Annotated in this window: 22 protein-coding genes and 1 other annotated feature; of the genes, 14 read left to right on the forward strand and 8 right to left on the reverse strand. The window is 56.7% G+C overall.

Annotated elements, in window-relative coordinates; genetic code table 11:
• Positions 1–50: 50 nt before the first annotated feature.
• Entirely contained in the window at positions 51–1,388 is a 1,338-nt protein-coding gene (locus tag C5687_RS08500; RefSeq protein WP_162299942.1) for an MFS transporter, read from the forward strand.
• A gap of 51 nt (positions 1,389–1,439) precedes the next feature.
• Positions 1,440–2,669: a YidR family protein gene (locus C5687_RS08505; protein WP_202911289.1), complete on the forward strand. Its 1,230-nt coding sequence runs from the start codon at positions 1,440–1,442 to the stop codon at positions 2,667–2,669.
• Here the strand turns inward: C5687_RS08505 and C5687_RS08510 are convergent.
• A complete protein-coding gene (locus C5687_RS08510) occupies positions 2,666–2,998 on the reverse strand; it encodes a YceK/YidQ family lipoprotein (RefSeq protein ID WP_025756979.1) in 333 nt (110 codons plus the stop codon). The genes C5687_RS08505 and C5687_RS08510 overlap by 4 nt on opposite strands.
• A 248-nt stretch (positions 2,999–3,246) precedes the next feature.
• Positions 3,247–3,318: a sequence feature (ROSE (Repression Of Heat Shock gene Expression) occurs in the 5'-region of heat shock genes and acts as an RNA thermometer to modulate expression.), on the forward strand.
• On the opposite strand from C5687_RS08510, the gene ibpA reads away from it, so the two are divergent.
• The 3 genes from ibpA (at position 3,312) to C5687_RS08525 (ending at position 6,107) form a co-directional block, all read left to right on the forward strand.
• Positions 3,312–3,722 carry a small heat shock chaperone IbpA gene (gene ibpA, locus C5687_RS08515; protein ID WP_104556738.1) on the forward strand — a complete coding sequence of 137 codons (411 nt, stop codon included), beginning with the start codon at positions 3,312–3,314 and terminating at the stop codon, positions 3,720–3,722. Its footprint overlaps the feature before it by 7 nt.
• A 136-nt stretch (positions 3,723–3,858) precedes the next feature.
• Entirely contained in the window at positions 3,859–4,287 is a 429-nt protein-coding gene (gene ibpB, locus C5687_RS08520) for a small heat shock chaperone IbpB (RefSeq protein ID WP_008500161.1), read from the forward strand.
• 158 nt (positions 4,288–4,445) lie between these two features.
• Positions 4,446–6,107, forward strand: a complete 1,662-nt coding sequence (locus C5687_RS08525; protein ID WP_047957403.1) for a putative transporter — start codon at positions 4,446–4,448, stop codon at positions 6,105–6,107.
• Here C5687_RS08525 and C5687_RS08530 read toward each other — a convergent pair.
• On the reverse strand, positions 6,075–6,821 hold the full coding sequence (locus C5687_RS08530) for a GntR family transcriptional regulator (RefSeq protein ID WP_025756982.1): 747 nt from the start codon (positions 6,819–6,821) through the stop codon (positions 6,075–6,077). The two genes, C5687_RS08525 and C5687_RS08530, sit on opposite strands and share 33 nt — an antisense overlap.
• A gap of 222 nt (positions 6,822–7,043) precedes the next feature.
• On the opposite strand from C5687_RS08530, the gene C5687_RS08535 reads away from it, so the two are divergent.
• The 4 genes from C5687_RS08535 (at position 7,044) to C5687_RS08550 (ending at position 10,762) form a co-directional block, all read left to right on the forward strand.
• Positions 7,044–8,666: an alpha-glucoside-specific PTS transporter subunit IIBC gene (locus C5687_RS08535; RefSeq protein WP_104556739.1), complete on the forward strand. Its 1,623-nt coding sequence runs from the start codon at positions 7,044–7,046 to the stop codon at positions 8,664–8,666.
• A complete protein-coding gene (locus tag C5687_RS08540) occupies positions 8,663–9,985 on the forward strand; it encodes a 6-phospho-alpha-glucosidase (RefSeq protein WP_025756984.1) in 1,323 nt (440 codons plus the stop codon). Before C5687_RS08535 ends, C5687_RS08540 begins: the two co-directional genes overlap by 4 nt.
• Positions 9,986–10,077: 92 nt before the next feature.
• Positions 10,078–10,425, forward strand: a complete 348-nt coding sequence (locus tag C5687_RS08545) for a YidH family protein (RefSeq protein WP_024907384.1) — start codon at positions 10,078–10,080, stop codon at positions 10,423–10,425.
• The gene (locus tag C5687_RS08550) at positions 10,415–10,762 is read left to right on the forward strand and encodes a DUF202 domain-containing protein (protein WP_047957405.1); all 348 of its coding nucleotides are present in this window, start codon (positions 10,415–10,417) and stop codon (positions 10,760–10,762) included. Before C5687_RS08545 ends, C5687_RS08550 begins: the two co-directional genes overlap by 11 nt.
• A gap of 29 nt (positions 10,763–10,791) precedes the next feature.
• Here the strand turns inward: C5687_RS08550 and dsdA are convergent, their stop codons facing one another.
• Positions 10,792–12,081: a D-serine ammonia-lyase gene (gene dsdA / locus C5687_RS08555; RefSeq protein WP_104556740.1), complete on the reverse strand. Its 1,290-nt coding sequence runs from the start codon at positions 12,079–12,081 to the stop codon at positions 10,792–10,794.
• 17 nt (positions 12,082–12,098) lie between these two features.
• Complete coding sequence (gene dsdX / locus C5687_RS08560; protein WP_104556741.1) at positions 12,099–13,436, reverse strand: D-serine transporter DsdX; 1,338 nt, start codon at positions 13,434–13,436, stop codon at positions 12,099–12,101.
• Positions 13,437–13,640: 204 nt separating this feature from the next.
• On the opposite strand from dsdX, the gene dsdC reads away from it, so the two are divergent.
• Positions 13,641–14,567 carry a DNA-binding transcriptional regulator DsdC gene (dsdC, locus tag C5687_RS08565; RefSeq protein ID WP_047957407.1) on the forward strand — a complete coding sequence of 309 codons (927 nt, stop codon included), beginning with the start codon at positions 13,641–13,643 and terminating at the stop codon, positions 14,565–14,567.
• Positions 14,568–14,651: 84 nt separating this feature from the next.
• Positions 14,652–15,740 carry a cellulase family glycosylhydrolase gene (locus C5687_RS08570; protein WP_095441462.1) on the forward strand — a complete coding sequence of 363 codons (1,089 nt, stop codon included), beginning with the start codon at positions 14,652–14,654 and terminating at the stop codon, positions 15,738–15,740.
• On the opposite strand, the gene emrD is transcribed toward C5687_RS08570, so the two are convergent.
• The 4 genes from emrD to tisB form a co-directional block, all read right to left on the reverse strand.
• Positions 15,643–16,827 carry a multidrug efflux MFS transporter EmrD gene (gene emrD, locus C5687_RS08575; RefSeq protein WP_095441481.1) on the reverse strand — a complete coding sequence of 395 codons (1,185 nt, stop codon included), beginning with the start codon at positions 16,825–16,827 and terminating at the stop codon, positions 15,643–15,645. The two genes, C5687_RS08570 and emrD, sit on opposite strands and share 98 nt — an antisense overlap.
• A gap of 175 nt (positions 16,828–17,002) precedes the next feature.
• Positions 17,003–17,836 carry an EamA family transporter gene (locus C5687_RS08580; RefSeq protein ID WP_095441461.1) on the reverse strand — a complete coding sequence of 278 codons (834 nt, stop codon included), beginning with the start codon at positions 17,834–17,836 and terminating at the stop codon, positions 17,003–17,005.
• 62 nt (positions 17,837–17,898) lie between these two features.
• Complete coding sequence (locus tag C5687_RS08585) at positions 17,899–18,345, reverse strand: GNAT family N-acetyltransferase (protein WP_047957410.1); 447 nt, start codon at positions 18,343–18,345, stop codon at positions 17,899–17,901.
• Positions 18,346–18,409: 64 nt separating this feature from the next.
• The gene (gene tisB / locus C5687_RS08590) at positions 18,410–18,499 is read right to left on the reverse strand and encodes a type I toxin-antitoxin system toxin TisB (RefSeq protein ID WP_020684667.1); all 90 of its coding nucleotides are present in this window, start codon (positions 18,497–18,499) and stop codon (positions 18,410–18,412) included.
• Positions 18,500–18,983: 484 nt separating this feature from the next.
• Between tisB and C5687_RS08600 the strand changes: the two genes are divergently transcribed.
• The 3 genes from C5687_RS08600 (at position 18,984) to ivbL (ending at position 19,924) form a co-directional block, all read left to right on the forward strand.
• Complete coding sequence (locus C5687_RS08600) at positions 18,984–19,298, forward strand: type II toxin-antitoxin system HigB family toxin (protein WP_104556743.1); 315 nt, start codon at positions 18,984–18,986, stop codon at positions 19,296–19,298.
• Complete coding sequence (locus tag C5687_RS08605) at positions 19,295–19,714, forward strand: helix-turn-helix domain-containing protein (RefSeq protein WP_146086272.1); 420 nt, start codon at positions 19,295–19,297, stop codon at positions 19,712–19,714. The genes C5687_RS08600 and C5687_RS08605 overlap by 4 nt, the downstream gene beginning before the upstream one ends.
• A gap of 111 nt (positions 19,715–19,825) precedes the next feature.
• Positions 19,826–19,924: an ilvB operon leader peptide IvbL gene (gene ivbL / locus C5687_RS08610; RefSeq protein WP_071830013.1), complete on the forward strand. Its 99-nt coding sequence runs from the start codon at positions 19,826–19,828 to the stop codon at positions 19,922–19,924.
• The last annotated feature ends 7 nt before the right edge of the window (positions 19,925–19,931 follow it).

A 19,931-nucleotide genomic window follows, 5' to 3' on the forward strand; every position in this document is an offset into this window, starting at 1 on the left:
GGGCAAAAAAACATACATAAAAAACTATAACCCTCTGTAAATTACAGGGCATGGTGAGCGGCTTCGCTGTGCCCAAAATCTGGAGACAGATTGCGATGGATATTCCAGTTACTGCTGCAAAAATCGGGCGTCGCCGCTACCTGACGCTCATCATGATCTTTATTACCGTGGTCATTTGCTATGTCGACCGCGCCAATCTTGCCGTAGCATCGGCTCATATTCAGGAAGAGTTTGGTATCACCAAAGCGGAAATGGGCTACGTCTTCTCGGCGTTTGCCTGGCTTTATACGCTCTGCCAGATCCCCGGCGGCTGGTTCCTGGACCGCGTGGGGTCACGTCTGACTTACTTCATCGCCATTTTAGGCTGGTCCGTGGCGACCCTGTTCCAGGGTTTCGCGACCGGGCTGATGTCGCTGATTGGTCTGCGCGCCATTACCGGTATTTTTGAAGCACCAGCATTCCCGACCAACAACCGCATGGTGACCAGCTGGTTCCCGGAGCATGAGCGTGCTTCTGCCGTGGGCTTCTACACCTCCGGACAGTTTGTTGGCCTGGCGTTCCTGACGCCGCTGCTCATCTGGATCCAGGAGCTGCTTAGCTGGCACTGGGTGTTTATTGTCACCGGCGGGATCGGCATTATCTGGTCGCTAATTTGGTTTAAGGTCTATCAACCTCCGCGGCTGACCAAAAGCATCACTAAAGCCGAGCTGGACTACATCCGCGATGGCGGCGGTCTGGTGGATGGCGATGCGCCCGTGAAAAAAGAGGCGCGCCAGCCGCTCACCAGAGCGGACTGGAAGCTGGTCTTCCATCGTAAGCTTGTGGGGGTGTATCTGGGCCAGTTTGCGGTCACGTCGACGCTGTGGTTCTTTCTCACCTGGTTCCCGAACTACCTGACGCAGGAGAAGGGGATCACCGCGCTGAAGGCGGGCTTTATGACCACCGTACCGTTCCTTGCGGCCTTCTTCGGGGTACTGCTTTCGGGCTGGCTGGCGGACAAACTGGTGAAAAAAGGCTTCTCGCTGGGGGCTGCGCGTAAAACACCGATTATCTGCGGGCTGCTGATCTCAACGTGCATCATGGGCGCCAACTACACTAACGATCCGGTATGGATTATGACCCTGATGGCCGTGGCGTTCTTCGGAAACGGTTTTGCCTCCATTACCTGGTCGCTGGTGTCGTCGCTGGCACCGATGCGTCTGATCGGCCTGACCGGTGGCGTGTTCAACTTCGTTGGCGGGCTGGGCGGGATCACCGTGCCGCTGGTCATCGGTTACCTGGCGCAGGATTACGGTTTTGGCCCGGCGCTGGTCTACATCTCCGCCGTGGCATTGATTGGTGCGCTCTCCTACATCCTGCTGGTAGGCGATGTTAAACGAGTAGGCTAATTCTTCCGGATGTTTTACCCTGATGCGAAAACCGCGCATCAGGGTATCTTCATGAAACAAATCACCTTCGCTTCCCGTAACCACCAGCTCACCAATATCAATACCTGGATGCCGGACAGCCAGTGGCTGGTCTACGACGTACGCCCGTCCGGCGCGTCGTTCACCGGTGAAACCATTGAGCGGGTTAACATCCATTCGGGCGAGGTGGAGGTGATTTATCGCGCCACAGACGGCGCACACGTTGGCGTGGTGACCGTTCATCCCGCACAAGAGAAATATGTCTTTATCCACGGCCCGAAAAACCCGGACGCAGACTGGCACTATGATTTTCACCATCGCCAGGGGGTGATTGCGCATCACGGCCAGGTGAGCAATCTGGATGCGATGGATATCACCGCGCCTTACACCGCAGGCGCGCTGCGTGGCGGCACCCATGTCCATGTCTTTAGCCCGAACGGACAGTTCGTCAGCTTTACCTATAATGACCACGTGTTGCATGAGCGCGATCCAAAGCTTGATTTACGCAACGTCGGCGTGGCTGCGCCTTTCGGTCCGGTGAAGCCGAAGAGTAACCATCCTCGGGAGTATTCGGGCACCTTCTGGAGCGTGCTGGTTAGCCGCACGACGCCCAACCCGCAGCCGGGCAGCGATGAGATCAACCGCGCCTACGAAGAGGGCTGGGTAGGCAACGGCAGGCTGGCGTTTATCGGTGACACCCTCTCTGCGCAGGGCGAAAAAGTGCCTGAGCTGTTTATTGTCGATTTGCCAGAAGACGAACAGGGCTGGAAGCGTGCGGGCGATGTGCCGCTACAGGGCACGCCGGCAATCCTGCCCGCTCCGCCTGCAGGCGTGAAGCAGCGTCGTCTGACCTTTACCCATCAGAACCGGTATCCGGGGCTGGTGAACGTGCCGCGTCACTGGGTGCGCAGCAATCCGCAAGGAACGCAGATTGCGTTCCTGATGCGCGATGATAACGGTATCGTGCAACTGTGGCTGATCTCCTCCGAGGGTGGTGAGCCGCGCCAGTTAACGCATACAGAAAACGGTATCCAGTCGGCATTCAACTGGCATCCTTCGGGCAACCGCCTGGGATTTGTCATGGAAGATCGTATCGCCTGCTGCGACGCACGGACCGGAGAGGTGACGTTTTTGACGTCCGATCACGGCAATCCACCGTCTGCTGATGCGGTGGTGTTTTCGCCAGACGGGCGCTTTATTGCGTGGATGGAGGAGACAGGCGGTTTCCGTCAGCTTTGGTTAACGGAAACCGCACAGAACTAGCGTGGAGGCATTTCCGCGGGCGGGATAACGGCGTTTGTCGCCAGATTTTCCTGCTCGCTTTTTTCTACCCGTGAGCGCACAGAGTCGTCCTTACGAAATATATCCCACGGAAGCAGAAGCGTATCTGCCACAGCCGTAAACGGCATATCGAGGATAACCAGGGATTTGGTGCCCCAGTTGGTATCGTCATCGGAGATCATCGCCGCGCTGGCGCGCGTCCCCGGATATGTTCCTTCTTTACCGCCGGTGTGAGACATCACGCTCGAACACCCGCAAAGTAAAACTACCCCGCTGAACGTCGTCAGCTTTATCAGAACATTTTTCATCATCACTCAGTCATCGTTAATGGCACTGCATAGACCTGCAACTCAGGGTTATAGCGAGCCTTATCCAAAATGGATAGCCCGATAACCCCGCACTGTGGCAGCCATCGCAATTTAACCCTTTGTGCTGTTGTCCCAGTCTAAGCGAGATGCACAAAAGTGCAAAAAAAAGTGCAGTTGTCGTGCTTGAAAAGCCCGGTTGCAGACCCATTTTAAGAATGTGGCCCGATAACGAACACGCCTGATGGGTGTTCGGGGGCGCAAAGGCCTGTCCATGGTGGAAGGCACTATTTTCTCGCTGATTTCAGGAGTTTTATTTATGCGTAACTTCGATCTTTCTCCGCTATACCGTTCTGCAATTGGTTTTGACCGCCTGTTTAACCATTTAGAAAATAACCAAAGCCAGAGCAACGGCTACCCTCCTTACAATGTTGAGCTGGTTGACGAAAACCACTACCGCATCGCCATTGCCGTCGCCGGTTTTGCAGAAAACGAACTGGAGATCACCGCGCAGGACAACCTGCTGGTGGTGAAAGGTGCCCATACGGCTGAGCAGAAAGAGCGTACCTACCTCTACCAGGGCATCGCCGAGCGCAACTTTGAACGCAAGTTCCAGTTAGCCGAGAACATTCACGTGAAAGGCGCGAACCTGGTTAACGGCCTGCTTTTTATCGAACTGGAACGTGTGATTCCGGAAGAGAAAAAACCGCGTCGTATCGAAATTAACTAATTTTGCGGGTCGCACGAGCGGCCCACCCAGACTTGCTTGCCGTAACGGGAGCATATGCGAATCCATCAGGATTTGCAGGAACAACTGCGCACAAAATTAAACTGTGCCGAACTCGCTTCTCAGAAGGAGATTTAGTATGCGTAACTATGATTTATCCCCCTTACTGCGTCAGTGGATTGGTTTTGACAAACTGGCGAATGCCCTGCAAAACACCGCTGAGCAACAGACGTTTCCGCCGTACAACATCGAAAAAAGCGACGATAACCATTATCGCATCACCCTGGCGCTGGCCGGCTTCCGTCAGGAGGATCTGGATATCCAGCTTGAAGGCACGCGCCTGACCGTTAAGGGTACGCCGGAAAAACAAGAGACCGAGACCAAATGGCTGCATCAGGGGCTGGTTAATCAGCCGTTTAGCCTGAGCTTTACTCTGGCAGACCATATGGATGTATCCGGCGCAACGTTTACTAACGGGCTGCTGCATATTGATCTGACCCGTAACGTGCCGGAAGCTATCGCGCCACAGCGTATCGCCATTAGCGACCGACCGGCGTTGAACAGTTAGCACTGTGCGGGCTGATGCCCGATCCTCTCCCAAAGGGAGAGGGAGTAAAGATAAAGCCCTGCCCCGGCAGGGCTTTTTTGTGCGCCATCGCCCATACAACCGCCCCCGGCTCTGAGAGAATCCTTAACATAACTAAGGTTATGCTAAGGAAGGGGATCATGAGTGATATCGCGTTAACCGTCAGCGTGTTGGCCCTGGTCGCCGTCGTTGGGCTATGGATTGGCAACGTCAAAATCCGCGGCGTCGGGTTTGGTATTGGCGGGGTGCTGTTTGGCGGTATTTTTGTCGGGCACTTCGCCGACAAGCTCGGGCTGGTCCTCAGCGCCGAAATGCTCCACTTTATTCAGGAATTTGGCCTGATCCTGTTTGTCTATACCATTGGCATTCAGGTGGGGCCGGGCTTCTTCGCTTCCCTTCGGGTCTCCGGACTACGCCTCAACCTGTTTGCTCTCGCGATTGTGGTGATGGGGGGGCTGGTGACCGCGCTTCTGCATAAACTTTTCGCAATCCCGCTTCCCGTGGTGCTGGGTATTTTCTCCGGGGCGGTGACCAACACGCCTGCGCTCGGTGCGGGGCAGCAAATCCTGCGTGATTTGGGTATCGAACCTGGCATTGTTGACCAGATGGGGATGAGCTATGCCATGGCCTATCCGTTTGGCATTTGCGGCATTCTGCTCTCCATGTGGCTGGTACGCGTCCTGTTTCGCATCAACGTCGATAAAGAGGCGAAAGACCACGAAACCACGCTCACCAACGGCCATATGCCGATCAAAACCATCAATATTCGGGTCGATAACCCCAATCTGAACAATATGGCGATTCAGGACGTGCCGATCCTGAACAGCGCCAACATTATCTGCTCGCGCCTTAAGCGCGACGATATGCTGATGGTGCCCGCGCCGGGCACCATTATTCAGCAGGGGGATCTGCTGCACCTGGTCGGCCAGCCCGGCGATCTCAACAACGCGCGGCTGGTGATCGGTCAGGAAGTGGACACCTCGCTCTCCACCCGCGGCACCGATATGCGCGTGGAGCGCGTGGTGGTAACAAACGAGCATGTTCTCGGCAAGAAAATCCGCGATCTGCAGGTGAAAGAGCGTTACGACGTCGTGATCTCCCGCCTTAACCGCGCGGGTGTGGAACTGGTCGCCAGCCCGGAGGCCAGCCTGCAGTTTGGGGATATCCTTAACCTGGTCGGGCGGCCGTCGTCCATTGACGCCGTCGCGGATATGGTCGGTAACGCTCAGCAAAAACTGCAGCAGGTGCAGATGCTGCCGGTGTTTATTGGTATCGGGTTGGGTGTACTGCTCGGCTCCATTCCGCTGTATGTGCCGGGCTTCCCGGTGGCGCTCAAGCTGGGCCTGGCGGGCGGACCGCTGATTATGGCGCTGATCCTCGGGCGTATTGGCTGCATCGGTAAGCTCTACTGGTTTATGCCGCCGAGCGCCAACCTGGCGCTGCGCGAGTTGGGTATTGTGCTGTTTCTGGCGGTGGTCGGGCTGAAGTCCGGCGGGGATTTTGTCGATACCCTGGTCAGAGGGGAAGGGATGAGCTGGGTCGGCTACGGCATATTCATCACGGCAATCCCGCTGCTGACGGTAGGCATACTGGCGCGTATGTTCGCTAAAATGAACTACCTGACGCTCTGCGGCATGCTTGCGGGCTCGATGACGGACCCACCCGCACTGGCCTTTGCCAATAACCTTCACGCCACCAGCGGCGCGGCGGCGCTCTCCTACGCCACGGTTTATCCGCTGGTAATGTTCCTGCGCATTATCACCCCGCAGCTACTGGCGGTGCTGTTCTGGGGGATGAGCTAACAGGTCGTCCGGGTGGATGCGCCGCAGATGGTAGTCCACTTGGTAATCGCTGGTGTTTCGGAACATGACGGAATAGTTGAGAAACTCGCCGCTGTCGCTGTAGGAAAGGGACGTGATTCGCAGCAGCGGCGTTTGTTCCGGAAGATTCAGATAACCCGCCAGCTGTTTATCCGCCAGCACCGGCGTCAGGCTCTCGTAATTGCCGCTAATGGTGATCCCGCACTCCTTCTCGATGTAATCAAACTTTGACCCTTCAAGATGCGCCAGAGAGAGGTTACGGAACAGCTTCACCGGCATAAAACTGTCCTCCAGCATGAGCGGTTTTCCGTCCACGTAGCGCACCCGCCGGGAAAAGTAGATCCGCTCATCCACCTGAATCCGCAGCTGGCTGGCGATGGCGGGCGGCGCGGGCATCACTTCGAACTGCAACACCTTGCTCTGCACCTCTTTCCCCTGCTGGCGCAACACCTCCACCAGCCCGGTGAGGTTTGTGGTTTCATGGTGAACGTCTTTACGCGCGACAAACGTTCCGCTGCCGTGCCGCCGCTCCACCAGGCCCCAGCTCACCAGCAGATCCAGCGCTTTGCGGATGGTCATTCGCGCCACGCCGAACTCCTGCGCCAGCGCTTTTTCGCCCGGCAACGGGCTGCCGATGTTGTAGTCCGACGAATTCAGCCGCAGCCGCAACCTGTCGGCGATAGATTTGTAGATCACCAGTAGACCTCTCTGCCCTTATCAGGGCGTGGATGGCGTCCTGACATGTCCATATTTACCGCAAAAAGTAGACCTGATTGGTCAAAATAAAACCATGAATGCGATCACGAATCGCAGCGGCACGCCATGTTCGCGCATCAGTAAGTTCTTATGCTCACCTCACGCCAGCAAAAAACCATAAAGGCCTCTCTCCCCTACAGGTTGTTACGTGAGGATTTAAAAATGCTCAGTCAAATACAACGTTTTGGCGGTGCCATGTTTACCCCGGTGTTGCTGTTTCCGTTCGCCGGGATCGTGGTGGGAATCGCCATTATGCTTCGCAATCCGCTGTTTGTCGGCGAAGTCTTAACGGCCCCTGATAACCTTTTCGCGCAGATTGTTCACATCATTGAAGAGGGCGGCTGGGCGGTCTTTCGTAATATGCCGCTGATTTTTGCCGTTGGCCTGCCGATTGGCCTGGCGAAGCAGGCGCAGGGCCGTGCCTGTCTGGCGGTGCTGATTAGCTTCCTCACCTGGAACTACTTCATCAACGCAATGGGCATGACCTGGGGCCACTTTTTTGGCGTCGATTTCACCGCCGAACCGACGGCAGGCAGCGGGCTGGCGATGATTGCCGGGATTAAAACGCTCGATACCAGCATCATCGGTGCCATCGTCATTTCGGGCATCGTTACCGCCATCCACAACCGCTATTTTGACAAGCCGCTGCCGGTGTTTCTGGGAATTTTTCAGGGCAGTTCGTTTGTCGTTATCCTCGCGTTTTTCGTCATGATCCCCTGCGCCTGGCTGACGCTGCTGGGCTGGCCGAAAGTGCAGATGGGCATCGAGTCCCTGCAGGCTTTCCTGCGCTCTGCCGGTGCGCTGGGCGTGTGGGTCTATACCTTCCTGGAACGCATTCTGATCCCAACCGGGCTGCACCACTTCGTCTACGGTCCGTTTATCTTCGGCCCGGCGGCGGTAGAGGGTGGGATTCAGGTCTACTGGGCGCAGCACCTGCAGGAATTCAGCCAGAGCACGCTGCCGCTGAAAACCCTTTTCCCGGAAGGCGGATTCGCGCTGCACGGCAACTCGAAAGTGTTTGGCTCGGTCGGGATTGCGCTGGCGATCTGGTACACCGCCTCACCGGAAAACCGCGTCAAGGTCGCAGGGCTGCTGATCCCGGCCACGCTCACCGCCGTGCTGGTGGGCATTACTGAACCGCTGGAATTCACCTTCCTGTTTATCTCGCCGCTGCTGTTTGCCGTCCACGCCGTGCTGGCGGCCACCATGGCGACGGTGATGTACGTCTTCGGCGTCGTCGGCAACATGGGCGGCGGCCTGCTGGACCAGTTCCTGCCGCAAAACTGGATCCCGATGTTCCACAACCACGCGTCAACGGTGTTCACCCAGATTGGCATTGGCGTCTGCTTCACCGGGATCTACTTCGTGGTCTTCAAAACGCTGATTGCGCGTCTGAACCTGAAAACGCCGGGCCGGGAAGCGAGCGAAATCAAACTCTACAGCAAGGCGGACTATAAGGCGGCGCGCGGGCACACCACCGTCCCGGCAGCGGCCAGCCAGCAGGTCGGACAGGCAGCCGGGTTCCTGCAGGCGCTCGGCGGTGCGGCCAACATCGAAAGCATCAACAACTGTGCTACCCGCCTGCGTATCGCCCTGGTCGATATGGCGAAAACCCAAAGTGATGACGTCTTTAAAGCCCTCGGCGCCCACGGCGTGGTGCGACGCGGCAACGGCATTCAGGTGATTGTCGGTCTGCACGTTCCTCAGGTGCGCGACCAGCTGGAATCGCTGATGAAAACCCCTTTAACGAATGAACAAACCACCCTGACAGAGGCTATATCATGAAAAAATTCTCAGTTGTCATTGCAGGCGGCGGCAGCACCTTTACGCCTGGTATCGTCCTGATGCTGTTAGCCAACCGTGACCGTTTCCCGCTGCGCGCCCTGAAGTTCTATGACAACGACGGCGCACGCCAGGAGACCATCGCCGAAGCGTGCAAAATCATCCTTAAGGAACAGGCGCCGGAGATTGAATTCAGCTACACCACCGATCCGAAAGCGGCGTTTAGTGATGTGGATTTCGTGATGGCGCATATCCGCGTGGGCAAATACCCGATGCGTGAAAAAGATGAAAAAATCCCGCTGCGCCATGGCGTGCTGGGCCAGGAAACCTGCGGACCGGGCGGCATCGCCTACGGCATGCGCTCAATCGGCGGCGTGCTGGAGCTGGTGGATTATATGGAGCAGTACTCTCCGAACGCGTGGATGCTGAACTACTCCAATCCGGCAGCGATTGTCGCGGAAGCGACCCGTCGCCTGCGCCCGAACGCCAAAATTCTTAATATCTGCGATATGCCGATCGGCATCGAAGGGCGCATGGCGCAGATTGTCGGCCTGAAAGACCGCAAAGAGATGCGCGTGCGTTACTACGGCCTGAACCACTTCGGCTGGTGGACGTCGATTGAAGATCTCAACGGTAACGATCTGATGCCGAAACTGCGCGAATACGTCGCTAAAAACGGCTATGTACCGCCGTCTGACGACGCCCATACCGAAGCGAGCTGGAACGATACCTTCGCCAAAGCCAAAGACGTGCAGGCGCTGGATCCGGACACCATGCCGAACACTTACCTGAAGTATTACCTGTTCCCGGACTACGTGGTGGCGCACTCCAGTCCCGAGCGTACCCGCGCCAATGAGGTGATGGATCACCGAGAGAAGCACGTGTTCAGTTCCTGCCGGGCGATTATCGCAGCCGGGAAATCCTCCGCCGGTGAGCTGGAGATTGACGAACATGCGTCCTATATCGTCGATCTGGCGACCGCGATTGCCTTCAATACCCAGGAGCGGATGCTGCTGATTGTGCCGAACAACGGGGCGATCCATAACTTTGATGCCGACGCGATGGTGGAGATACCGTGCCTGGTGGGCCATAACGGGCCGGAGCCGCTCACGGTGGGTGATATTCCGCACTTCCAGAAAGGGCTGATGAGCCAGCAGGTGGCGGTGGAAAAACTGGTGGTGGATGCCTGGGAGCAGCGTTCGTACCAGAAACTCTGGCAGGCGATCACCCTCTCCAAAACCGTACCGAGCGCCTCTGTGGCGAAAGCGATTCTGGATGACCTGATCGAGGCCAATAAGGGGTTCTGGCCGGAGCTGCACTAATCTTCCCGACCGGCATCGCCCGATGCCGGTCTCCTTGTCCTGGTCGATTTACGCTATGCTGAAGCCTGCCTGTAGCACGACAAGGAACCTTCATGAAAATTTCCCGCCTCGGCGAAGCGCCGGACTACCGCTTCTCTCTGGCCAATGAACGCACGTTTTTAGCGTGGATCCGCACCGCACTGGGTTTTCTGGCTGCAGGTGTCGGCCTCGACCAGCTCGCGCCTGATTTCGCCACGCCGTTGATTCGTGAAGTGCTGGCTCTGCTGCTGTGTCTGTTCGCGGGCGTGCTGGCGATTTACGGCTACCTGCGCTGGCTGCGCAATGAGAAGGCGATGCGTCTGAAGCAGGATCTGCCCTATACGCGCGGGCTACTCATCATCAGCGCAATCCTGCTGGCGGTGGCGGGCGTGGTGATGGTGCTGGTGTTTTATGGCGGATAGCCGCAAAGCGCGACGCGAAGCGGACCCCGGCCTGCAGCCGGAGCGGACGTCGCTGGCGTGGCTGCGTACGCTGCTGGGGTATGGCGCGCTGATTGCCCTGGCGATTAAGCACAACTGGCACCGCACCGGGGCGCCGTTCTGGATCTCCGTCGTCGTACTCGCGCTGGTGGCTGTCATTTTATGGCGCTATACCCGCAGCCGTAACCTGATGGACGTGGCGCAGGACGATTTTGTACAGCCGAAGGCGGTGCGGGATAAGTTCCTGATCGCCCTGGCTGTACTGTCGCTGTCACTGCTGTTTGCGGTCACCCATATTCAGCAAATTTTGAACCTGTAGGCCGGGTAAGGCGCAGCCGCCACCCGGCGTCATGGCTTCCCTTGAGCCAGATATTTCGCCATCTCCTCTTCCGGTACCATGCCGCCGCCGGTCGCCCACACCAGGTGAGTGACGTTCGCATCGGAATGCACGCGCAGCGGCCCGGCCATGCCCGCCAGCGCGGACGGCTCCAGCCGAATCCCTTCCTCCTGCGCCAGCCAGCCGAGCATGTCGTACATGCTCTGATCGGAGAGCGTGTAGAACCCGTCGAGCAGGCGTTCCATCGCGCGGCCCACGAAGCCAGAGGCGCGCCCTACCGCCAGCCCGTCGGCGGCCGTCAGGTTATCAATGCCCAGATCCTGCACGGCAATCTCATCGTGCAGGCCGGTGTAGACGCCCAGCAGCATGCATGGAGAGTGCGTGGGCTCCGCGAAGAAGAAGTGGACGTTGTCACCAAAGGCCAGCTTCAGGCCAAACGCCACGCCGCCAGGGCCACCGCCGACGCCGCACGGCAGATAGACATACAGCGGGTGTTCGGCATCCACCACGCGGCCCTGTTCGGCAAACTGTGCCTTCAGACGCTGGCCTGCAACGGCGTAGCCCAGGAACAGGGTGCGGGAGTTTTCATCATCGATAAAGAAGCAGTTCGGATCGCTTTCCGCCGCTTTGCGTCCCTGCTCCACCGCCACGCCGTAATCCTGCTCATATTCCACGACGATGACGCCGTGGCTGCGCAGTTTGGCTTTTTTCCACTCGCGGGCGTCGGCAGACATATGCACCGTCACCTTAAAGCCGATGCGTGCGCTCATGATGCCGATGGACATCCCCAGGTTGCCGGTGGAGCCCACCGCGATGCTGTACTGGCTAAAGAAGTCCTTAAAGCGCGGCTCCAGCAGAATGCTGTAGTCGTCTTCAACGCTCAGCAACCCGGCTTCCAGCGCCAGTTTTTCCGCGTGGGTCAGCACCTCATAGATGCCGCCGCGCGCTTTAATCGAGCCGGAGATCGGCAGATGGCTGTCTTTTTTCAGCAGCAGCGTGCCGGGAATGGCTTTGCCAGATTCTTTCTCCAGACGTGCCTGCATTGCCGGAATGGCGACCAGTTCGGATTCAATTATCCCCTTCGTGGCGGCTGTCTCCGGGAAGGCTTTCGCCAGATACGGTGCGAAGCGGCTGAGACGCGCATGCGCGTCGTCCACGTCGGCTTTGGTCAGCCCGACATAGGGCAGCCCCTCAGCCAGCGAGGTGGTACGCGGGTTAAGCCAGGTGGTTTCTTTCAGGGCAATCAGATCCTCAACCAGAGGAAACTGTGCGGTTAAAGTGGTGATAGTTGCGTTTTCCATAATACGTCTCTTCGCGCTCAGATAATGAAAGAAAGCAGGAATGTGCCGCCAAGTGCAAGCACCGAGGCGATAAACGTCGCCGTCGTATAGTATTTGAAGGTCTCATGCAGGGTCGCGCCGCAGTATTGCTTCACCAGCCAGAAGAGAGAATCGGTAACGATCGTGCAGCCAATGGCGCCAGAACCGATGGCAATGGTAATGATCTCCGGGCTGACGTTGGGGTAGAGCGGCAGCATCGGCGCGACGATAGCCGTCGCCCCCATTATCGCCACCGTGGCGGAGCCGACGGCGGCATGCAGCACCAGCGCCACCAGCCAGGCGAGCAGGATTGGGTGCATGTGCAGGTTCGAGAGAATATGCGCCAGGGAGTCCGCCAGCCCGCTGGTTTTCAGGATGGCGTTGAACGCACCGCCCGCACCGATAATCAGCAAAATATTGGCGATAGAGCCAAACCCGTGCTCCGTATGGGTCAGCATAGCGCCCATGCCCATATGCTGGCGGATCCCCAGCAGGTAGTAGGCAACAAACACGGCGATAAACATCGCGGTGATCGGGTTGCCGATAAATTCCAGCAGGGTATACAGCGTGCTTTCTTTCGCCATATTCAGCTCGGCGACGGTCTTCACCAGCATCAGGGCAATCGGCAGCAGCATGGTGAACAGCGTGGCGCCCAGCGACGGCAGGGTATGCTCATCCCGCACCTTCAGGTCTGAAAATTCCGCCGGAACCGGTTTATATGGCAGACGGTTGCCGAGCAGTTTCAGGAACAGCGGGCCGCCGACCAGAGACGCCATCAGGCCCACCAGCAAACCATAGACAATCACCGTGCCGACGTCCGCCCCCAGCTTATTGGTGACAAACAGCGCAGCCGGATGCGGCGGCACCACGCAGTGCACCGCCATCAGCGCGGTACAGAGTGGAATGGCAAGCTTAAGCAGCGAGGTATTGGTCTTTTTGGCGATGGAAAACGCCAGCGGGATCAGCAGAACCACGCCCACTTCCACGAAAAGCGTAATGCCGCAGATCAGGCCCACCAGCACCATAATCACGTCTGCTGACAGCCAGCGGCAGCGCTGCAAGGTTATCCCGATGCGCTCTGCCGCGCCGGAAACCTCCATCATCTTGCCCAGAATGGTGCCAAGACCAATCACCGCCGCCAGGAAGCCCAGCGTACCGCCAATACCGCTCTCAATGGCGTTTACCATATCCAGCGGGCTCATCCCCATCATTGCGCCGACGAAAAAGCTCGCCAGCAGCAGCGCGAGGAACGGGTGAAACTTCAGTTTTACGATGGTTAAAACAATCAACACAATGCTGATAAGCAGCGTTGTCACAACCCAGACCGGCGATCCCATATCTCACCTCACCCCTATGTCTTTTGCGGGTATTGGACGAAAAAACGGCGTGGGCTGACAAACGATATAAATTGCCGTTCAGGTGAGCCAGATTGAACCAACTGAGTGACTGAACTCTAAAAAGTGCAGTAATTTCGCCGTTGGTTCACATAAATTCACCCTCACACGGTATGCTGAGGGCAGAAATAACGTGTGAGAATTGTGATGATCGATGCGAATGACGCCAGAAACCGGCTGTTAAACGGCTGGCAGCTGTCAAAAATGTACACCTTTGAAGTGGCCGCCCGGCATGAGTCCTTCGCCCTGGCGGCGGCGGAACTCTCGCTCAGTCCCAGCGCGGTGAGCCACCGCATCAACCTGCTGGAAGAGGAGCTGGGCATTCAGCTGTTTGTCCGCTCGCACCGTAAAGTGGAGCTGACGCAGGAGGGAAAACGGGTTTACTGGACCCTTAAATCGTCCCTCGACACCCTGAATCAGGAAATTCTGGACATCAAAAATCAGGCGCTATCCGGTACGCTGACGGTCTACTCCCGCCCGTCAATCGCCCAGTGCTGGCTGGTGCCCATGCTGGGGGATTTTACCCGCCGCTACCCGTCGATATCCCTCACCATCCTGACCGGCAATGATTACGTGAACATGCAGCGAACCGGTATCGATCTGGCGCTCTATTTCGACGATACGCCATCAAACCACCTGTCTCATCACTTTCTGATGGATGAAGCGATTTTGCCCGTCTGTTCGCCGGCGTATGCCCGCGAGCATGAGCTGCTGAAAAATCCCCATAATCTCAGCCATTGTACGTTACTGCACGACCGTCAGGCCTGGAGCAATGATTCCGGCACGGATGAGTGGCTGAGCTGGGCGCAGCATTTCGCGGTGACGATGCCGCCATCATCGGGTATTGGTTTCGATCGCTCGGACCTGGCCATTATCGCGGCCATGAATGACGTGGGGGTGGCGATGGGGAGAAAGCGGCTGGTGCAAAAGCGGCTTGAGCGGGGTGAGCTGATTGCACCGTTTGGTGAAAAGACCCTCAAATGCCATCAGCATTACTACGTCTCAACGCTACCTGGCCGTCAGTGGCCGAAAATTGATGCCTTTATTGGCTGGTTGAGAGAGCGGGTAAGCTGAAGAATTATTACGCTTTGACGCTACACCAAATGTGAAAAAGCGTGCTAAATACAGGTAATGCTTTCGATTTATCCAGGGTAAACCGTGTTAAAGCCTTTTATTGCCTCTGCGTTACTGATCTCTTCCGGCTGGGCGATTGCCGCCGAGCCGCCGCTGACGGCTGCCCGTTATGCGCAACAGCTGGGCGTCGGGATGGATGTGGACTGGGCGCGCACCGAGCGCGGTATTCGCGAGTTTGACCCGCTGGTGGTCCGCGATTTTCGGGCTAAAGGCATTACCCACGTGCGCATCCGCGTCGCGGATGAACCGACAGAGGCCCGACTGATCCACCTGCGTAAGCTGGTAGAGGCCTGCGAGCAGTATGGCGTGATCCCGATCATCGCCTATCAGGCTGATGAATATAAAAACGACCCGAAAGCTGACAACGAGAAAGAGGCGATCAACTGGTGGATTGCCGTGGCGCACTATTTTGGCCAGAGTTTCCCGCTGCTGGGTTTTGATCTTATTTATGAGCCGGCTGACAAGCTTAATCACAGTCTGGCGTCGTTAAACCACGTCTATGAAAAAAGCATCAAAGCGATCCACGACATCGACCCGCAGCGCATGATCTTCATCGCACCGCGCCTGCGCGCCGCGCCGGAGGATTTAACCAGCCTGAAGCTGCCTGCCCATAGCCAGAACTACCTGCTGGCAGAATGGCATATTTTCCCATGGGGACCGCTGAAAAATAACGGTAAATACCCGTGGACGTCCGGCACGGCGGCGGAAAAAGCGGCTATTCACAGTCGCATTACGACGGCGCTGCGTTGGCAGCAAAAAACCGGACACGTCAGCTGGGTGGGGGGCTGGGGCGTGGGGGAGTCAAACCGCTTTACACCGACCGCCTCGCAAATGGCCTTCGCCACCTTTATGGCCTGCGAGCTGCAAAAGGCGAAAATTCCTTACGCGATCAACGCGGATTTCCAGTTTTACGACGGAGAAGAGGGCGCCTGGCGGCCTGCGCCAGAGCCGTTGTTACAGGCCATGATCGCCCCTGTCTGTGAAAAGCCCGGCGAGAAGCCGGGCCATCATGCAGTTAAACCGGCTGCTCGTGATGCGGAACACGCGACGCCAGCGGCAGCCAGCACAGTAAAATCAGCAGCCCCATCAGCGTCATCAGCAAGCCCAAACTAGACTGTCCGGTCTGCGGCATCATCGCCGAGAGCCAGGCCAGCGCGCCGGAACCGATATTCTGCAAACCACCTACCAGCGCGCCCGCCGTACCTGCGAGGAACGGGAACGGCTCCATCGCGCCGCTGGTGGCAAGCGGGAACAGCATGCCTGCACCGAAGAAGAACAGTGCCGCCGGGATCAGCAGCGTCCAGACGGTCATCACACCGAACAGCCCCGGGATCCACATCATCAGGCCTGCCAGCAGGCAGCTGATCACCGACTGCCACATCAGCGTTGAGAAACGCTTGTTCTGACGTCCGGCGAACCATGCCCCGAAGAATGCCGCCGGTATCGGCAGAATAAACAGAATACTGACCACCATACTGCTCAGGCCAAGACCTGCGCCCAACAGCACGCCGGAGCAGGCTTCAAACACCGCAATGCCCGCCAGACCACCGATCAGCATCAGCAGGTAACAGGTAAATGACCCGTTGCCGAACAGCGTTTTATAGCTGGCGATAAGCTTGGTGTGCGGTGCGTCCTGAGGGCGGGTTTCCGGCATCCAGCGCGCCATGCTGAAGGTGACAATCACACAGAGCACCAGCAGGAAGGCGTAGCAGGCGCGCCAGGACCACATGGTGTCCAGCAGGCCACCGATCAGCGGCGCCAGCAGCGGGCTGACCAGAATACCCATATTCAACAGGCTGTTGGCATGGCGGAGCTGGGTACCCTGATACATGTCACGCGGTAAGGTTCGCGCCATCACCCCACCGACGCCGGTACCAACACCCTGCAGGGCGCTGGCGGCAATCAATACGGTCAGGCTGTGGGTGGTGATGGCAATCACCGTCGCGACCATGAAGATGCACATGCCTGTCAGAATGACCGGGCGGCGGCCGATACGGTCGGAGAGCGGCCCGTAGAATAACTGCGACACGCCATAGGTCAGCAGGTAGGCCGCCATCACGCTTTGTACTGCGCCCTCGCGGACGTTTAGTTCCTTTGCCATATCGGCAATCGCCGGAATGTAGATGGTTTGCGCCATCTGACCGACGGCCACCAGTAACACCAGCATCAACAATAAGTTAACGTTCCTTTGTTTTTTCATGTCGCTGAATACTTTTGCCAAAAGAGAAAAATGAAGAATAAGTGACTATGCATTCCCATAAATGCGCGAGGAATCTACCACAGTGAGATGACAAATTGAGCATTACTGTGATGAATGGAGAAACAAAAAAAGGCAGGATTTGTAAACAAGATCGGCAACTAATGTTGCCAGTGATTTACGCGAGGCGCAGCAGGATCGCGCCACCCGCAATACCCAGCGCCGCGGCAATGCGCAGACCCGCAACCTTCTCTTTTAACAGCACAAACGCGATCAGCGCCCCAAAGAGAATGGAGGTTTCACGCAGCGCGGCGACCACTGCCAGCGGGGCTTGCGTCATTGCCCATAGCGCCAGGCCATAAGAGCCCATGGTCCCCACGCCGCCGAGCAGTCCTTTTTTCCAGTGCAGACGGAGATAGCCGGACGCTTCGCGGCGTCGCGCCACCATCGCCCAGCACAGCAGACAGAAGCCGTTCATAAAGAAGGTCCACAGCGTGTAGCCCAGCGCGGTGTCGGATAAACGCACACCGGTACCATCTACCAGCGTATACCCGGCGATAAAACAGGCGTTCAGCAGCGCCAGCCAGATCCCTTTTCGGGACTGCATGCGTCCGTTCATCGCCATGGCCAGGATCGACAGACAGATCACCCCGATGCCGGACCAGGCAAGCCACGAGAGACTATCGCCGAGCACCAGCACGCTTATCAGCGCCACCAGCAGTGGTGCGGTGCCGCGCATCAGCGGATAGGTCTGGCTCATATCCGAAACCTGATAGGTCTTCGCGACCAGAACCGTATACACCACCTGTAAGGCGCAGGAGACGATCAGGAACGGCCAGCTGGTGGCGGAGGGCTGAGGAGAGAAAGGCAGTAATACCAGAGCGATTAGCGTGGCGGAGCCGCTGACGCTGATCGCAGAATAGAGCTTGTCCGTTCCGGCTTTGACAATGGCGTTCCAGCTGGCATGCAGCAGTGCGGCGAAGAGTAAAATGCAGAAAACGGTGATGGTCATGGCGTATCGGATGGTGAATTGTCACTCAACTGTAACATTCACAACCCGATGCTGCCAGCCGCTCAGACCGCGCAGAAAAGACGGTGCGTCACCCGAGGTTCGTCAGACACCAGCCTGAAGCCCGCCTGGTGATAGAAGCCATACGCGCTGTCCGGCGCATGGGTATTGAGAAAATCAAACCAGATGCTGGCATCGGCCATCACCACGCTTAAAAGCTGTTTGCCAATGCCCATCCCGCGGCACTTCTCGCTGACGTAGAGATGACGAATACGCCCGGCGCGTGGCTGCTGGCTGAACGGATCGCGGTTAAGCCCGCACACGCCCACCAGCCTGCCGTTAAGAAACGCCCCCAGCAGCTTTTCACCCGGCGCGTTAAAGCGGTTTTCGCCGCGTCGCCAGTTCTCTTCCAGCCTGCGCAGCATGTTGAAATTCAGTGCGATACTCTCCGCCTTCAGGGCGATGTACCCCGGCTCTTCTGGGGTAACAGGCTCAATTAACAGACGCGACATAGCATTCCCTCGTTATTAAAGAGGGGCGGTTGCCCGCCCCTCTCAGGTGCGACTTGAACCTGAATCACCGAAGGTATTTCAGGACAGCATCAAGCAGTTGCAGTACTGCAACAATGAGTTTGAGGATAAGTATCACCATATCCACTACGCTCATACGCGTCTCCTTTTGGTTAAAAGGAGCACGATGCTGGCGTACCTTTCCGCCGCCTGTTGCCAGCACCTGGATTGACGTAACACAGTGTGCTCACTTCAGGGGTTAAGGCACTGACGGCACCACCCGTTTCAGCCAGGACTTCGTTGCGCCGGTAGAACTGCGGCCCCCTTGCTCACTGCGAACACCTTCAGTATAGATAAATACTGTATGCATGAACAGTATTTTGTGGACAAAATCTGGAAGGCGATCCATACTCAAAAACGTCAAAATCCGTGCCTCAATTGCGCGTTCGTCTTCGATCGCGTATACTTTTTGCGTTGACGTAACACAGTGTGTTCTGCGGCGACCAACCGCAAGACCCTGATAAAAACCTCGCTCCGGCGGGGTTTTTTGTTTTCTGGGCAACCTGGAAAAATGCCTTTTGACTTATTGGCAATGAATGTCATCATTGCCATAATGGCAACGGACGCGGCAGGCATGCAGTATGCATTTAATCTCGATGAAATCTATTTTGGATGCGGTAACCCACTTTCCGCAGCATAAGGAAGAACTCCTCTTTCTGGGTCGCACCATAGAAAAGAGTCATTGCGCAACGCCTGCTGCGCTGAAGAAACTTTTTCCGACGCAGGATAATTTTAAGTATCTGGATAAGCATTATGTTATTGATATTGCAAACAACAATCTCAGAGTAGTGGCTCTCATCTTCTTTGAAAGCCAACAGTTTTATGTGCGCCATGTTTTTACTCATAAGGAATATGACCGTTTTACGGAGAAACATCGCACTAAGGGGAAGAAATGATGATCGTCGCTGATGCAATGAAAGCTACGCATGCCCTTGTTGCGGCCGTTCCTTTACTGGGTGAACAGCCGAGCGAGAAAGATTATAAGGATGCGCTTGAACTGGTTGAGTATCTGCTCATGAACGAGCCCAATAGCCCCTTGCTGGATATTGTGTGCGCCAGAATCAACCGTTTCGAAGCCAACCGGCCAGAGATCGTCGCATTACGCAAGGAGATGGAGTCCGTTCCTGTCGGCATCGCGGTTTTAAGAACCTTGATGGATCAATATAAACTGACAATATCAGATTTTCAGGACGAAATTGGCAGTAAATCAATGGTTTCACGGGTTTTGAATGGCCAGAGACAACTTACTCTGAACCATATTAAAAAGCTGTCGGCCAGATTTGGGGTATCACCTGCGCTGTTTATTGAGTAAACGAAACGTGATCCCTGACGCATTTTTGCGCAGATGAAAATATTTCCATTGTCACGCTGAAAAACCTGTGTTTGTATAAATCCACTCAATGATTCCAAACACAGGTCCCCAATGACTGCATCCATGAACACCGCGACCCTACTAAAAACTGCGCAACCAGCCGCAGTGGTCGTCGTGCGTGTGGTGGTGGTCGTCGGCAATGCGCCGTAGGGACTGG

Source organism: Enterobacter sichuanensis (assembly GCF_002939185.1).
Classification (GTDB): Bacteria; Pseudomonadota; Gammaproteobacteria; order Enterobacterales; family Enterobacteriaceae; genus Enterobacter; species Enterobacter sichuanensis.